This window comes from Pseudoalteromonas sp. J010 (assembly GCF_003934235.1).
Classification (GTDB): Bacteria; Pseudomonadota; Gammaproteobacteria; order Enterobacterales; family Alteromonadaceae; genus Pseudoalteromonas; species Pseudoalteromonas peptidolytica.
In genome coordinates this window covers 1-14,009 of the sequence record NZ_RDBW01000052.1, presented here as the reverse complement: position 1 = coordinate 14,009, position 14,009 = coordinate 1, and the positions used below count along the sequence as shown (strand labels likewise).

The 14,009-nt window shown below is 40.4% G+C and carries 11 protein-coding genes and 1 tRNA gene; 7 read left to right on the top strand and 5 right to left on the bottom strand.

Annotation, left to right across the window (positions count from 1 at the left end; all coding sequences use genetic code 11):
- Positions 1–50: 50 nt before the first annotated feature.
- The gene (locus EAG18_RS20985) at positions 51–812 is read right to left on the bottom strand and encodes a hypothetical protein (protein WP_125254303.1); all 762 of its coding nucleotides are present in this window, start codon (positions 810–812) and stop codon (positions 51–53) included.
- A gap of 656 nt (positions 813–1,468) precedes the next feature.
- On the opposite strand from EAG18_RS20985, the gene cysB reads away from it, so the two are divergent.
- Positions 1,469–2,446 carry an HTH-type transcriptional regulator CysB gene (cysB, locus tag EAG18_RS20980; protein ID WP_125254302.1) on the top strand — a complete coding sequence of 326 codons (978 nt, stop codon included), beginning with the start codon at positions 1,469–1,471 and terminating at the stop codon, positions 2,444–2,446.
- A gap of 438 nt (positions 2,447–2,884) precedes the next feature.
- Here cysB and queC read toward each other — a convergent pair whose 3' ends face one another.
- Entirely contained in the window at positions 2,885–3,541 is a 657-nt protein-coding gene (queC, locus tag EAG18_RS20975; protein WP_125254301.1) for a 7-cyano-7-deazaguanine synthase QueC, read from the bottom strand.
- Positions 3,542–3,664: 123 nt separating this feature from the next.
- Here queC and queE point away from each other — a divergent pair, with 123 nt between their 5' ends.
- Positions 3,665–4,330: a 7-carboxy-7-deazaguanine synthase QueE gene (gene queE / locus EAG18_RS20970; RefSeq protein ID WP_125254300.1), complete on the top strand. Its 666-nt coding sequence runs from the start codon at positions 3,665–3,667 to the stop codon at positions 4,328–4,330.
- A 259-nt stretch (positions 4,331–4,589) separates the two neighbouring features.
- On the opposite strand, the gene EAG18_RS20965 is transcribed toward queE, so the two are convergent.
- The 3 genes from EAG18_RS20965 to EAG18_RS20955 form a co-directional block, all read right to left on the bottom strand.
- A complete protein-coding gene (locus EAG18_RS20965; RefSeq protein ID WP_125254299.1) occupies positions 4,590–5,489 on the bottom strand; it encodes a transporter substrate-binding domain-containing protein in 900 nt (299 codons plus the stop codon).
- 116 nt (positions 5,490–5,605) lie between these two features.
- On the bottom strand, positions 5,606–6,574 hold the full coding sequence (gene cysK, locus EAG18_RS20960) for a cysteine synthase A (protein ID WP_125254298.1): 969 nt from the start codon (positions 6,572–6,574) through the stop codon (positions 5,606–5,608).
- A 128-nt stretch (positions 6,575–6,702) separates the two neighbouring features.
- Positions 6,703–8,997, bottom strand: a complete 2,295-nt coding sequence (locus EAG18_RS20955; RefSeq protein WP_125254297.1) for a carbohydrate binding family 9 domain-containing protein — start codon at positions 8,995–8,997, stop codon at positions 6,703–6,705.
- 216 nt (positions 8,998–9,213) lie between these two features.
- Between EAG18_RS20955 and EAG18_RS20950 the strand changes: the two genes are divergently transcribed.
- The 5 genes from EAG18_RS20950 to EAG18_RS20930 all read left to right on the top strand — a co-directional run bounded on the left by EAG18_RS20950 (position 9,214) and on the right by EAG18_RS20930 (position 13,942).
- Positions 9,214–10,359 (top strand): dicarboxylate/amino acid:cation symporter, encoded by a 1,146-nt coding sequence (locus EAG18_RS20950; RefSeq protein WP_125254296.1) that lies wholly within the window; start codon positions 9,214–9,216, stop codon positions 10,357–10,359.
- A 221-nt stretch (positions 10,360–10,580) separates the two neighbouring features.
- Positions 10,581–11,231, top strand: coding sequence for a UvrY/SirA/GacA family response regulator transcription factor (gene uvrY / locus EAG18_RS20945; protein ID WP_125254295.1), 651 nt, complete (start codon positions 10,581–10,583; stop codon positions 11,229–11,231).
- A 13-nt stretch (positions 11,232–11,244) separates the two neighbouring features.
- On the top strand, positions 11,245–13,068 hold the full coding sequence (uvrC, locus tag EAG18_RS20940) for an excinuclease ABC subunit UvrC (RefSeq protein WP_125254294.1): 1,824 nt from the start codon (positions 11,245–11,247) through the stop codon (positions 13,066–13,068).
- Between the two features lie 42 nt (positions 13,069–13,110).
- Complete coding sequence (gene pgsA, locus EAG18_RS20935; RefSeq protein WP_125254293.1) at positions 13,111–13,656, top strand: CDP-diacylglycerol--glycerol-3-phosphate 3-phosphatidyltransferase; 546 nt, start codon at positions 13,111–13,113, stop codon at positions 13,654–13,656.
- Positions 13,657–13,866: 210 nt separating this feature from the next.
- Positions 13,867–13,942 (top strand) — tRNA-Gly (locus EAG18_RS20930).
- Positions 13,943–14,009 lie beyond the last annotated feature (67 nt).

The window sequence follows — 14,009 nt, the reverse complement described above, 5'->3', positions numbered from 1 at the left end:
GTTTATTAGTAAAAGGCTGGATTGCCAACCTTTTACTTAAAACTCTGGGATCACCACTTCTTCTTAGGCGCAAACAAAACGTCTAAATCATCTTGTTCTTGTTCTGCTTTCTTTTTCACAGCCGATGCGTTAGAGGCTCTAAGCTCGCTACTTATCTCTTCCAAATAGCTTTCAAGCTGTGCTTTTTTTTCTTTTACATATTCGTCGTTATGTGAAACTGCACATATTGTCGCGTACGCTTTTTCAAAGTATTGCCTAGCAGAACCGACCATGTTTGCAGTACGTGCTGAGAGGCCTCGTTTGATTTGACTTTCTACATTTATTCTCAGTTGAAAGCGCTCAAGCCTCCGATCTTCATTTACAAATAGCTGCGTATCAACTTTACCCTTACTGTGCTCAGAGCGAAGTAACTGACGTAGCTTTTTTATCCCTTGGACTAAAGAGATTATTTGTTTGTCGTTATCGGGTAGGGCAATAGTATCAGAGTCTGCGGTCTTTTCAGGTGTAGAGTTTAAACGCTCTTGAGACTCGTGTAATCGACTTTTTAACTCTTTTGATGTTGGCGACAACTCCACCATCGCCGCAAGCGCATCGTGCACTCGACGCTGAATAATCCGAATCATCGCTTCAGACATCGGGATATTACTGCCATTCATAATGACGTCTTCGGCTTCTTCTATTACGCGCTTTTGCTTAGCAAGCTCCTTGCGCCTCTCTGCTTCTTGTTTCTCTTTATGTTGCTGGATTGCGCTCACCCACACAGCTATGACGATAAGTGCAACAATCAACATTATTATAATCGAAACAAACATACTGAAATCTCTTTCATGCAAACAACCAGTCTAATTTTTTTATCTTACATGAATTCTTACTATTCTGAACAGGTTTACGACAATTCAACGAAAAAAAAGATAAGGAATTCATCATTTTTTAGTATAGCTGATGCTAACGCGCATGCTTAATTTTAGTAAAATATAGTTGAACACTAAACAAAGGGCGTTTGAAGACTCTGAGCGTGCGCAGAAAACGAAAAGCAAAATTGAACAGGAAAATAAAGATATTTACACCTCCTCGTCTACCTCATTATAAGCAAATATGCTAGCCTAGAGCTTAGGTGTTTAAAATGTTAGCGTGTCATTTTATCCTAATAGCACTTGATTTCGTTACATTAAATGTTCATGCAATGACTTGGTATCAAAGCCCAATAAGGTAAAACAGTATATTTTCTAAACCGACGCAGAAGTGATATCCGCTTTAAAACTACAAGCCGTTTTCAGTTTGTGAATTAACACCTTACGTAGTTATGACAAAGCAATGGTCCTTACGACTGACCGAAAAGCCAAGCAAGTGCACTGTGTAGGTGTTGTTGTGGGCGAACAACAATACTATACGCTAAACTTAGCAAACTTATACAAGTCAGCCATTGGCTGATACCCGACTTAATAGAGATCATAAGAATAAAAGCAATATGAAATTACAACAATTGAGATACATCGTCGAAGTGTTGAATCACAACTTAAATGTGTCAGCAACGGCGGAAAGCTTATATACTTCTCAACCAGGTATTTCGAAGCAAGTACGTATGCTCGAGGATGAGTTGGGTGTACAAATCTTTGGCCGCAGTGGCAAACATCTAACACACGTAACTGGGGCGGGAAATGAAATAATTAATATTGCGCGCGAAATTTTGAGTAAAGTTGAGGGAATTAAGGCGGTCGCAAACGAACATACTTTGCCGGATCAAGGAAAGTTAAATATCGCGACAACGCACACTCAGGCTCGCTATGCGTTGCCTCCGGTTATACAGGGGTTTATGCAAAAATACCCAGCGGTATCTTTACACATGCATCAAGGCACACCTCAGCAAATTTCTGATGCAGCGGCCCGGGGCGATGCTGATTTTGCGATTGCGACGGAAGCTTTGCACTTATATAGCGACTTGGTCATGTTACCCTGTTACCACTGGAATCGAAGTATTGTGGTCGCTAAAGATCACCCATTGGCACAAAAAGGTAAAGCATTGACGGTTCAAGATGTAGCGAAGTACCCGTTGATCACATATGTTTTCGGTTTTACAGGTCGCTCTGAGCTTGATAAAGCATTTAATGCACATGGATTAGAGCCACATATCGTGTTTACTGCGACAGACGCTGATGTAATAAAAACCTATGTTCGTTTGGGATTGGGGGTAGGTGTATTGGCCTCTATGGCATTGGATGAAAAGTCAGACAGCGATTTAGTTTGTATCGATGCCAGTCACCTCTTTGAAGCTAGTACCACAAAAATTGGCTTTAGAAAGGGAAGTTTTTTAAGGGGGTACATGTATGACTTTATTGAGCGGTTTGCTCCACATTTAACAAAGGATGTTGTTGAGCGGGCAAGTTTACTACGCAATCAGGATGATATTGATAAGCTATTTGAAGGCGTTACATTACCGGTTAAGTAATGCACCTGACCTTGCATAAAAGCTTATACTTGGCTGTAGGATCTGTAATTAGCGCAAATAAGGTATGCTCGTGCTCATTTATACCAATTGTCTTAATTAAGTGATGTATTTTGAGGCGAGAAAACTTTGTCGATAACTTCGCTTCTGGGTCCTGCTCACGCCAAGGTATAGTTAAGGTCAAAATTTTGCTACTTAGTTGYTCTAAAAAGAAATTTTTAACGTAGTCAGCGTCAGATTTGACCCTTCAAATTGAACAAGTATTAAGACTAACCGGTATAACACTGAACACTGCTTTTCAACTTACGAGTAAAACAGGGAAGGGCAGTGTTTTTCGTATTGTTTCTGACAATACGAAGCAAGCTTTTTTATTATAGTTGCGTGTAGCGAAGGGGGGCTCAAGTCACTTAAATACTTTGTGCTTCCCCTTCATAAAGATGGTTACTCGTACGGGAGAGGATCCGTAGCATTGTTAAGCTCAAACGCTTCAAGGCGCTCTTGACATGCTCCACACTTACCGCAGGCTTTCTCACGTCCATTGTAACATGTCCAAGTGTCAGCGTAATCTAATCCCATCTCTAGTCCGTCTGTTAAAATATCAATCTTCGAGTTGTTAAGGTACGGGCTCACGATTTCAACAGCGTCGTAGTTTGCGATGCGGCAAACATCATCCATTTTTTTTACAAACTCAGGACGGCAGTCGGGGTAAATAGCATGATCTCCAGAATGCGCACCGTAAAATACTTTACTCGCCTGTAAAGAAACCGCATATCCAACAGCAAGAGAGAGTAAAATCATATTCCTATTAGGCACAATTGTGCTCTTCATGCTTTCCYCTTCATAGTGTCCCTCGGGGACTTCTATGTCATCGGTTAAGCTCGAGCCTGCTAGCAGTTGGTTTATCGCTGAAATATCAACAACCTTATGAGCGACGCCAAGCTTTTTACAAACATTCGCGGCGACTTGTAGCTCTTTTACATGTCGTTGACCATAATTGAAAGATAATGCGTAGACTTCATGCCCCTCGTTGACGGCCTTGTTTAACACGGTGTAAGAATCCATTCCGCCAGAATAAATTACGACAACTTTTTCGCTCATAGGTGTTTTGCCTCGATTTTGATAGAGGTTTACTTCAGGGCGCGATATACTACACGGCCGCTGGGTAAATAACAATTTTCTAGCGGTAATTTTCGACAATTTTATCTTAAACACGGGGCCATTTTGTACAAGGTTAACGAAATATTCGAAACAATTCAGGGGGAGGCTAGCTTTACAGGTACACCTTCGATCTTTCTCCGTTTACAGGGATGTCCCGTAGGTTGCTCATGGTGCGATACAAAACAAACCTGGGAAACAAACGATACATTCATCGTTTCCTTAAACGAAACAGTTGAAAAAAAGGCAGATTCAGAGTTTTGGGCAAATGCCAGCGCCGATGATATTTTGGCTACATTCGAATCGCGAGGCTATCAAGCAAAGCATGTTGTTATCACCGGTGGTGAGCCTTGCATGTTTGATTTGAGGCCATTGTGTACCTTGCTTCATGATAAAGGGTATAGCACACAAATCGAGACCAGTGGCACTTTCGAAATTTTAGCCCCTAAAGAGACATGGGTGACAGTATCGCCAAAGATTAATATGCGTGGCGGTTATAAAGTGTTGCCAAGCGCGATGGCTCGAGCAGATGAAATTAAACATCCTGTAGCGATGCAAAAGCATATTGAAGAGTTAGAGCGATTATTTAAAGACACCAATATTGAGCCTAAGTTAGTTTATCTTCAACCTATTAGTCAAAAAGCAAAAGCGACTAAGTTGGCGATTGACAACTGTAAGGCAAAAAACTGGCGTCTGTCTGTTCAAGTTCATAAATACCTTGGTATTAACTAACTAATTACCCCGAGTGCAGGTTAACTAGCAGCAATCCATAACAGTCAGTTTGACACAAATCACGTGAATACACTTCTAAATTAGGCACTTATTGGTGTTGATTTGACTACAAAATGTGTAGGCTCTTTGGTATGAGCAAAGTGATGAAAAGACTTTGGCTTCAAATTTACGATGATAATCAACTGTTTTTTGATAGCACGGAAGCTGCTAGTTACTAAGTCCCCATACCAATGACTTTGCTTTTAATAAATTACTAATATTAATAGCATTCACTACTAACCATATCGATCATCCTTTGTGTTTCACCACTATTTTCGAATTGATAAAGGTTGCGATTTATGTCCTTAAGTAATTCACGCCAATGGGGCTTTTGCTTACTCAATGCAAAATAAAGATGGTTGTACTGAATTGGGGGAGTAACATTTTCGATATTTCGCAATAACTCTATTTTTTCTGAACGCGGTAAATCAGAATAGTTAACCGTAAATCGAAGGACTTTAGGATCGCCGATCACCAAGTTAACACGCTTTCCAACTAGCAGCTTTACAAGCTGTAAGTCGTTTACAGCTTCAACAGTAATAAACTCACCATTGTCCATCATAGCATCAAACTCAGGGGTATTTTGATAACCTCTGACCACCCCGATGAGCTCATTCTTGACTGAATTTAAGTTACCATCAAATCTATCTTCTTCACCACGGCGTTTAAGAAACCCAATCTCACCGCCAGGAAATGCGTTAGATAATGCGAGTAACTCTCGACGAGTTTTGTCTTTGTGATTATCCGATGGCGCTGAATCTTCAATATAATACTCAGGAAAGAGAATATCGGCTTTGCCTGTTTCAACGGCTCTTACTGCTCGTGCCCAAGGTAAAAACTCGACAAAAACTTGATAGTCTAAATCTGTCAGAACGGCCACCGCAAATTGAAAAGCCCATCCTTTATTACACAGATCCGCACCGATGTATGGTGGCCAATCGAGTGTTACAAGGTGAATGAGAGGTTTTTTGGCTTTTTTATTATATAGATAGCCACCTTGATATTTCTCACCTGCAACAATTCTAAACTGTCCCTCTTTAAAGTAGGCTACATTCAAATTCTCGGCGTAGCTGCTGTTGTTTAGAAAGAAAAGAAATACAAGAATGAAGGCTCTAACCATGATCTAAACCGTAAAAGTAAAAGATAGCTAAAGTGTAGTGAAGGGAATTAAAAGGAACAACTTAAAAAATAAAAGGGCACCTAGGCCCCTTTATTTTGATATATACCGCTGTTTACCTATTGCACTAGTTCTTGCTCAGAGAATGTATCTGCAAATAGAGGACTGGTAAGGTAGCGCTCTGCGGCACTTGGTAAGATAACAACAATATTCTTATCTGCATTTTCAGGTAATTCAGCAATGCGCTTGGCGGCAACAAGTGCAGCGCCAGAAGAAATACCAACAAGGATCCCTTCATCTTTCATTAGCTGATGAGCCATGGCAATAGCGTCTTCGTTAGAAACTAACTCGACTCCGTCGATAAGCTCAAGGTCAAGGTTGCCAGGTATGAAACCTGCGCCAATACCTTGGATTTTATGAGGACCGGGTTTAACTTCTTCGCCTGCCAATGTCTGTGTTATCACAGGTGAGTCAGAAGGCTCGACTGCAATTGATTTAACATTTAAGCCCTTTTCATTTTTAAGGTAGCGAGAAACCCCCGTGATTGTACCACCAGTACCTACGCCTGCGACGAAGTAGTCAATATTGCCCTCTAGCGCTTCAAAAATCTCTGGACCTGTCGTCTCAAAGTGGATTTTAGGGTTTGCTGGGTTTTCAAATTGTTGAAGCAGAATGTACTTATCAGGGTCACTTGCTTGGATTTCATTTGCTTTTTCGATAGCACCTTTCATGCCTTTTGCACCCTCAGTGAGTACTAAGTTTGCACCAAGTGCTTTTAACAGTTTACGACGTTCAAGGCTCATTGTATTTGGCATCGTTAATGTTAATTTATAGCCTCGTGAAGCAGCAACAAAAGCCAATGCAATACCTGTGTTACCTGAAGTAGGCTCAATTAGCTCTTTACCTTCCGTTAATAGTCCAGATTTTTCAGCTTCCCAGATCATAGAAGCACCAATACGACACTTTACGCTGAAGCTTGGGTTTCGCGCTTCAACTTTTGCGTAAACGTTACCACCAGAAACGCGGTTAATTTTTACTAAAGGCGTATTACCGATAGTGAGACTGTTATCTGAGTATACTTTAGTCATTTGTGTTCCCTAATCTAGGTTTGCTTGTATTCCATCACTTTACYGCGCATTTCACAAAATAAAAGGAAAGATTGGCTATAAGATATATCAATTTTGCTTATAGCCAATTGTTATTTAAAAGTGCTTTTTTACATCAACCAGGCATAACTAAACTTCATGAAAATACGCTTATCGTCTTTAATAATTTTAGATAAATCATCATCTTGGAAGCCATGATCAGAATAACCTGCAAAGAATACCGTTTGAGGATTTAACTTGTACGAGTACAGTAGCTGCGTACTTAGACTCTTATAGGTTGCGTCAACTTCATTGATATAATTATTGGGGTTTCTCGATATGTTAGTGTTGACGATGGCCAACCGTAAGTAGCTATTTATATTAAATTGATAAGTTAATCTGACATCGGTTAAGTTGGCTGAATATACATCAGCACCCTCAGCATTCATTTTCTCATAGGTATGTCGAAACCTAAGTTCGAAGTGCTTGCCAATATTGAGGTTAATAACGGGTCGAACAAAAGTTAGATCGCCAAGTCTGTTATTCGCTAAATCAACGCGATTACTTTTACTTAATTTTAACCCTGCAAAGATACCAGCCATTGGTTTTAGCTCCAAATAAGTCCATTGCGAGTTTTCGGTGAATAAGCTGGTGTTACCATCAATCGCTATGCGGGTTTCGTCATGCCTTAATCCAGTACGCTTTCTATGTTCCACACCGAAATCAATAAAGCTTTGGAGTGGTCCATTAATTGAAAAATTAGTTTGCACTTCCTTTTCTAGTAGTTCACCGTTCTCATTATGAGAAATATCCCAATCACCATACCATTTTGCTCGATTCCACCAGTTTTGCTCAGTGCCATACCAGCGATACTCTCCTCCAAATACAAACTTATTGAAATCTACTTGAGTGATAAACCCCATGTCTGTTCTTACGGCGGCATCGCGTGACTGATAACTTGAGAATGCTTTCCAGTGTTTTTGGTTATGTTCATAATTTAGGTAGTAGCCTACACCACGCGCATCATCATCTGTTACGCGCAGTACGCTTTCTGTTAAATCACAGTTAGCAAGCGTGCTGTCACATAGGTAATCTACAAATTGTTGGTCATATTGGGTATCAGAACCAAGCAGTTGTAACTCAAATAAGTCACTTTTCGTTGGTTTATATTTTGCGTCAAAACTTGCCACTTGGTTCTTGTATGTTTCACTCTGCCTCGTTGTTGATGTAAGCCCAAATGAAAAAGCTTTATTTACGTCACGACGATATCTAAGTGCCATGTTTTCGCTTTTGCGTTCCAATGAAACCACACGAGAGCCCAGATTTCCGGGAATGACAACATTGAGTCGCTCGTCATTCGCGATAAAGCCAGCAAAAGTGTGACCGCTTTTGTTGCCAGTTAATTTTACTCCGTAGTCAGGTGCTGAAATGTTACGTGTATGGATCAGGTTTAGGTGTGATGAGAAATAGTCTGAGTTATCCAAAAAGAAAGCGCGTTTTTCGGGAAAAAATAAGCTAAAACTATTGTTAACACTTAATTGACCAGTGTCAGCTTCAACTTGGGAGAAGTCAGGATTTAGCGTTGCATTGAAAGTAGTGTCGGGGGTGATTGCCCACTTTATGTCTAGGCCAGGCTCAATATTGTGCTCTTTTTGCCATGGTTTTGCTTTGCCTTGTTCAATATCGCGAGTTTCTTGGCTATTACCGACTAAAGTGGGAATGATCGCGATATCACTGCTTTGCTTCGCGTTGGCTAGCCCTTGGTATTTAGGCATTTGGCAAATCCAACAGGGATTTGCATGTTGCAGTGTCATGCTAGAGATACGTAGTCGTTCATTTCTAGGAAAAAATCGTAGAAACTCCATCGCCATGGTTTTGTTGCCAGTTGAATTACTAAAATTAAGTACACGCAGTGGTATCTCAATTTCTACTATAAAACCATCTTCGTTTATTGTACCAGCACTATCCCATATACCATTCCAAGAGCCGTTCTCACTTTTTGTCAGCTCATTTTCAATTGAATCTTGCTGTACTCCAAGCGGGTTGATAAAAAACTGATAAGCGCTTTGTGCGTTATTGAAAGAGTCTATTTTGATCCCGACTAAGTCGTCTTCCCACGCCCTGTCTCTATCCCTGTAAAATGCCCTGATCAAGTTTGGGTTTGGATCTTTTGCATCAAAAGCAACGAATAGTGATTGACCATTTTCATAGATATAGGCTCTTGTCTTTACTGGACTCTTTTCATTTTCATACGGCCAAGTGACGTTGTTGATATCAATTTCTAGCGCTTGATGCCAGACATTATCATCAATGAGCCCATCGATTTTGGCAGCCTGTTGAATAAATGGGATTTGATTGGTGTTCAAGGCGGATACTGGTTTAGACAACAAAAGTGCAGCGAATGAGCAGGTTACAGCTTTTAACATAAGGACAAAAGTAGATTACAGAGACTGAATACTGCTTATTAGATGATATGCAATAAAGAGAAACAATTTGTTTTCGTTGGGTTGCAATTATTTACGTTAGATAGCTACTCAGTATACATAAAATGTACAAATTAGTTTATCTCTATCGAATTAATAGCAAAATGGGTCAAAAACATGTTAAAACAGCGTCTTTAAAAATATGCTAGGAAGTAATCTATGTCTCTCGTATTAAAGCTAGTGGCGGGTATCGTTGCTGGTATGTTGGCAGGGCTTTACATGCCAACAGTGTTGGTCGAGCTGTTATACACTTTTAAAGTCATCATAGGGCAACTCATTAATTTTACAATTCCTCTGATAATCCTGTTTTTTATCGCCTCTGGCATAGCAGGCTTACCAAAGGGATCGGGTCATCTTCTGGGTAAAACAGTAGGTTTTGCATATAGCTCTACTGTTATTGCCGGAACTTTGGCATTTTTACTCGTTAATGCCTTTATCCCATTTTTTGAAGGTGGAGTTGCTTATCAAGTTGTCGAGGAGTCTCATCTTACGAGCTTCATCAATATAGAAATCCCACCGCTGATGGGGGTAATGACTGCTCTGGCTAGCGCTTTTATTTTTGGTATCGCGATGAGCCAGTGTGGCTTGAGTAATTTAAAGCAGGTCACTGACGAAGCAAGGGATGTTATTGACATGTTGCTTGCCAAAGTGATTATCCCTGTTTTGCCATTCTATATTGCTGGGGTGTTTGCTGAAATGGCGGTAGCAGGAACTGTTTTCGATACCTTAAGCACTTTCGGTATTGTGCTGTTAGCAGCAATCGTAATGCACTGGTTATGGCTTAGCGTGCTGTTTTTGGCAAGTGGTGTCTTGCTGGGTAAAAACCCCATAGAGCTAATAAAAAATATGCTGCCTGCGTATTTTACAGCGATAGGAACCATGTCGAGTGCTGCGACAATTCCTGTATCACTGTGTGCGAGTAAAGCAAATAACGTGAATGATGAAGTAGCAAACTTTACTGTACCATTGTGTGCGACTATCCATCTGTCAGGCTCTACAATTACGATAGTGACCTGTGCCATGGCTGTGATGCTGCTATCACCTGAGATGGTTGTGCCGTCAATTACTGAAATTTTGCCGTTTATTTTTATGTTAGGGATCGTCATGATAGCTGCTCCTGGGGCACCGGGCGGCGCTGTTATGTCTGCTTTAGGACTATTAACATCGATGCTTGGATTCGATGAAGGGGCTGTCGCATTAATGATTGCTTTGTATTTAGCTCAAGACAGCTTTGGTACTGCATGTAATGTGACTGGTGACGGCGTTATTGCGCTTTGGGTCGACAAATTTTCCAAAAAAGATTAATCAAAAACACCGCTATCGCCATTAAATTCGATAGCGGTGTTTAAATTATATGCAAACATTTCTTCAGCTCTTAACAATTTAGTTATTTCATATCAAATTTGTATTTTTCTCTTGTTTCTATCGTTATGCTTTTAAAAAATATGTGGTAACCTCATGCTTCAGGAAGTGAAGTAATAGGTTGCTTTGCTCCGTTTACTAAAATATATGTAGAGGGTGTGCCATTGATTAATGTGCTTTTAGTTGATGATCATGAACTTGTCAGGACTGGCATAAAACGCATTTTAGATGATGTGCGTGGTTTTAAAGTTGTCGGAGAGGCTAAAACAGGTGAAGAAGCTGTAACTTTTTGCCGCCAAAGCGAGCCTGATATAGTACTTATGGACATGAACATGCCCGGTATTGGTGGATTGGAAGCGACTAAAAAGATTTGCCGTTATTGTCCAGATGTCAAAGTGATTGTGCTGACTGTACATTGTGAGGATCCATTTCCAAGTAAAGTGATGCAAATAGGTGCGCACGGCTACCTGACCAAAGGAGCTGGGCCAGATGAAATGATTAACGCCATTCGTGCTGTTAATGCAGGACAGCGTTATATCGCACCTGAAATCGCGCAACAAATAGCACTTGCTCAATTTAGTGGTCGAAATGATGAAAATCCGTTCCAATCATTATCTGAAAGAGAATTGCAGATAATGCTTATGATCACAAAAGGCGAAAAAGCGCAAAATATAGCAGACCGATTAAACCTAAGTTCTAAAACAGTAAATAGTTATAGATACAGAATGTTTGAAAAACTCAATGTTAACGGTGATGTAGAGTTAACCCACCTAGCGATCCGCCATAAAATGATAGATATTGACAGCAATCATTAAGTTCATTTTTTAAATGACAGCATTTGATTATCAATCTTTTCTAAAGACATTAACGACAGAGCCTGGCGTATACCGCATGTATGATGTGGAATGTCAGGTTATTTATGTTGGCAAAGCAAAAAACCTAAAAAAGCGTGTTTCAAGTTATTTTCGGGCGAATATCACCGACAGTAAAACGAGGGTATTGGTCGGAAATATAGCGAGTATCGAAGTTACCCTGACAAACACAGAAACAGAGGCGCTGTTACTAGAAAACAACCTAATCAAAAAATATCAGCCTAGATATAATATCTTACTAAGAGATGATAAAAGCTATCCTTATATCTTTTTGAGTGCTCATCAACATCCAAGGTTGGCCTTCCACCGGGGGAGTAGAAAGTTAAAAGGTGAGTACTTCGGGCCATTCCCCAGCAGCTCTGCGGTATCTGAAAGTCTTCGGCTAATGCAAAAAATCTTCCCAGTAAGACAATGTGAAGATGCTTATTATCGCGCTCGGAGTAGGCCTTGTCTGCAGTACCAACTAAAAAGGTGTTCTGGCCCATGTGTCGGCAAAGTCAAGGATAGTGAATATCAAGAGCAAGTATCCATGGTACGCCAATTTTTAACTGGTCGCTCGCAAGATGTGATAGCTGCACTTGTAGAGAAAATGGAGCAAGCAAGTATTTCACTTGACTTTGAAATGGCTGCTAAATATCGAGACCAAATCGTATTGCTTCGGCAAATGCAAGAGCAGCAGTCTATTGCTGGCAATTTTGCAGAGCTGGATGTAATTGGCTTTGAGCAAAAAAATGGCTTGGTTGCAATTCATGTACTTATGATCCGAGAGCACAAAGTACTAGGCACTAAAACGCATTTTCCCAAGGTGCCTAAAGATTCAGGTGCAAATGAGGTTCTCACTGCATTTTTAGGACAATACTATATTTCATCTGGCAATCAATCTCGAATTGCAAAAGAAATTGTTTTGCCGTTTAAGGTTGATGATTACGTTGCACTAGAAGCTGCTTTAGGTCAGGTATCGGAACGCAAAGTAAGCTTTAAGTTTAATGTGCGTGGTGAGCGCGCCCAGTATCTTGCATTGGCAAATAAAAATGCTCAAAACAGCATTGAAGTAAAACAAAGTGCACAGGATTCGATCACAAAGCGCTATGCAAAACTAAAAGAGGCAATAGGGCTATCTGACATTCAAAGAATGGAGTGTTTTGATATCAGTCATACCATGGGAGAAAATACCGTAGCATCTTGCGTAGTGTTTGACGGTCAAGGGCCAAACAATAAAGAATATCGCCGTTATAATGTCACAGGGATTACGCCAGGTGATGATTATGCAGCTATGGATTTTGCGTTAAAAAAACGCTACGGCAAAATGGCTGATGAGAGCAAAGTCCCTGATATTATCTTTATTGATGGTGGTAAGGGGCAATTAGGTAGGGCTGAATCATTTTTTGCAAGTTGGCAACTTGATAAAATGCCTATTTTAATCGGTGTTGCAAAAGGCACGAGTAGAAAACCCGGTTTGGAGACGCTACTGATTGATGGTGGCCGTAAAACTATCAATGTAGCCAGTGACTCTCCGGCATTACACTTGATACAACATATCCGCGACGAGTCTCATAGGTTTGCAATTGCAGGACACCGTAACAAAAGACAAAAGCAAAGAACACAGTCAATGCTGGAAGAGATAGAAGGAATTGGTCAAAAACGACGTCAAGCACTACTTAAATTTTTAGGAGGCATGCAGGGAGTTAAATCTGCAAATATACATCAATTAAAGCAAGTTCCTGGGATCAGCCCTGACATGGCTGAAAAGATATTTAATCATTTGCATGACAAAGCTTAAGCAATCATGCGAACATAGAAAAAAAGACAATACCAAGTAGTTATGTGGAATATTCCAAATACGCTCACAGCATTTCGGTTGCTGCTCATTCCTGTATTCGCAGTCGTTTTTTATTTACCATATTCATGGGCATTTTTTGCCGCCGCGTTTATTTTTTGGTTAGCTTCAGTTACTGATATCCTTGATGGATATCTGGCGAGAAAGCTTGAACAGTCAACACCGTTTGGTGCTTTTCTTGATCCAGTTGCTGATAAAGTGATGGTCAGTGTTGCACTTGTTATTCTTGCCACACACTATAATGATTACTTTATTACAATATCAACGCTGGTGATAATTAGTAGAGAAATCGTTATATCTGCATTGCGAGAGTGGATGGCGGAACAAGGCAAGAGGGGAAGTGTTGCAGTGTCCTGGTTAGGTAAATTCAAGACAGCTGCGCAGATGCTCGCAATCATCGGGCTAATTTGGCAATTCTCTGATTGGATGACAATGCTAAGTTATGCGCTTTTAGCTATTGCTACCATACTAACTTTAGTTTCTATGGTGCAGTATCTATATGCTGCGAAAGGAGAATTGACTAATTCTTGACTGTTATAGTCTATTAACTCATCGGTTTAGATAAAAATTGAGCAAACGATTAAAAACATTCATTTTTTATGTTGACGCGTACAAGAACTTCTGTAGAATGCGTCCGTGTTGAGAGGGCAGTGTGTCATCGAAATGAAATTTTGATAACACTTCCTAATGATAAAAGTTTAAAGCTAGATAAATAATTTAAATAGTTTTAAATGTTGGAATGCGAGTATAGCTCAGCTGGTAGAGCGCGACCTTGCCAAGGTCGAGGTCACGAGTTCGAACCTCGTTACTCGCTCCAAATTTGGCGGAATGGCAGAGTGGCCATGCAGCGGATTGCAAATCCGTCTACCTCGGTTCGACTCCGG

Excerpts from the sequence above, each read along its gene's own strand:
- pgsA (WP_125254293.1), top strand. The coding sequence starts at position 13,111 with ATGTGGAATATTCCAAATACGCTCACAGCATTTCGGTTGCTGCTCATT.
- EAG18_RS20985 (WP_125254303.1), bottom strand. The coding sequence starts at position 812 with ATGTTTGTTTCGATTATAATAATGTTGATTGTTGCACTTATCGTCATA.
- cysB (WP_125254302.1), top strand. The coding sequence starts at position 1,469 with ATGAAATTACAACAATTGAGATACATCGTCGAAGTGTTGAATCACAAC.
- EAG18_RS20950 (WP_125254296.1), top strand. The coding sequence starts at position 9,214 with ATGTCTCTCGTATTAAAGCTAGTGGCGGGTATCGTTGCTGGTATGTTG.
- cysK (WP_125254298.1), bottom strand. The coding sequence starts at position 6,574 with ATGACTAAAGTATACTCAGATAACAGTCTCACTATCGGTAATACGCCT.
- EAG18_RS20965 (WP_125254299.1), bottom strand. The coding sequence starts at position 5,489 with ATGGTTAGAGCCTTCATTCTTGTATTTCTTTTCTTTCTAAACAACAGC.
- uvrC (WP_125254294.1), top strand. The coding sequence starts at position 11,245 with ATGACAGCATTTGATTATCAATCTTTTCTAAAGACATTAACGACAGAG.
- EAG18_RS20955 (WP_125254297.1), bottom strand. The coding sequence starts at position 8,997 with ATGTTAAAAGCTGTAACCTGCTCATTCGCTGCACTTTTGTTGTCTAAA.